This window comes from Desulfovibrio sp. 1188_IL3213 (assembly GCF_036763145.1).
In the GTDB taxonomy this organism is placed as follows: domain Bacteria; phylum Desulfobacterota; class Desulfovibrionia; order Desulfovibrionales; family Desulfovibrionaceae; genus Desulfovibrio.
On sequence record NZ_JBAIYR010000643.1, the window covers coordinates 1 to 967 of the forward strand.

Genomic DNA, 967 nt, shown 5'->3' on the forward strand with positions numbered 1-967 from the left:
TGACGGACGACCGGGAACGCGCCCTGAACAACGCCGCCCAGCGATTGCAAAATGCAGCCAGAAATCATGTGGCCCAGCATGAGCACAGTCTGGACATTCTTGGGGCGGCCCTTGAGGCTGGCGATCCCCTCATGCCGCTTTCTCGCGGTTACGCTTTGGTAAGCGTCGGCGGCAGCCTTGTGCGCTCTGTGGAAACAACCCCGCCCGGCACGGAAATAGAGGTGCGCCTGACTGACGGCAGCCTGGCTGCCGTGGTCGGCAGCGTACACCGCCCCGGACGAGGAAAAAGGAAAAAGATATGAAAAATATTCTCTATATACAGCCTGCGTGCAGGGTATTTGCCGCGCTGCTGCCAGTGCTGCTCGCCCTGGTGTTTTTTTCAGGCACTCCTGTTCTGGCCGCTCCGCGGATAAGCCTTGAGGCCCCGGCCACAGTCGCCAGAGGCGACGCCTTTCTGGCCTTGGCCGTCAGCAGCGAAGCCGTACCGGCTTTCAGCTTTCACTGGATGGGAAAAAAGTATGCGGCCACGGCCCTGCCCGCGGCATCTGCCCCCGGCGCGGCACAGCGCTGGCAGGCCGTCATTCTTCTGCCCGTGCCTCTGGACGTCAAGGAAAGTGATCTCACTCTTGGCGTGAGCCTTGCCGCAGGGCAGGTCAGCGCAAAAAAATCCGGCACTGCCGCTCAGGCGGCCACTCAGGCTATTCGTCTGTATGACAAAGACCGTCCTGTGCAGAAACTTACTGTGGATAAAAAATATGTGGATCCGCCCGCAGCGCAGATGGCGCGAATCAAGGCCGACCGGGAGCTTGTGCGCAAGACCCTTGCGCAGTATACGCCCGAGCGCCTGTGGACGCTGCCCTTTGACAGGCCCGTACCCGGCGGCGTTTCCAGCCTTTTTGGCCTGAAGCGCGTGTTCAACGGTCAGCCGCGCGGTCTGCACAGGGAGATTGACTTCCGGGGCGCCGAA

At 61.3% G+C, this 967-nt stretch carries 2 protein-coding genes; both read left to right on the forward strand.

Annotation, left to right across the window (positions count from 1 at the left end):
• The coding region (locus V6C16_RS14240; RefSeq protein ID WP_333543555.1) for an exodeoxyribonuclease VII large subunit at positions 1 to 302 on the forward strand (302 nt) is incomplete at its 5' end.
• On the forward strand, positions 299 to 967 hold a 669-nt coding region (locus V6C16_RS14245; protein WP_333543556.1), incomplete at its 3' end, for a M23 family peptidase. The genes V6C16_RS14240 and V6C16_RS14245, both read left to right, overlap by 4 nt.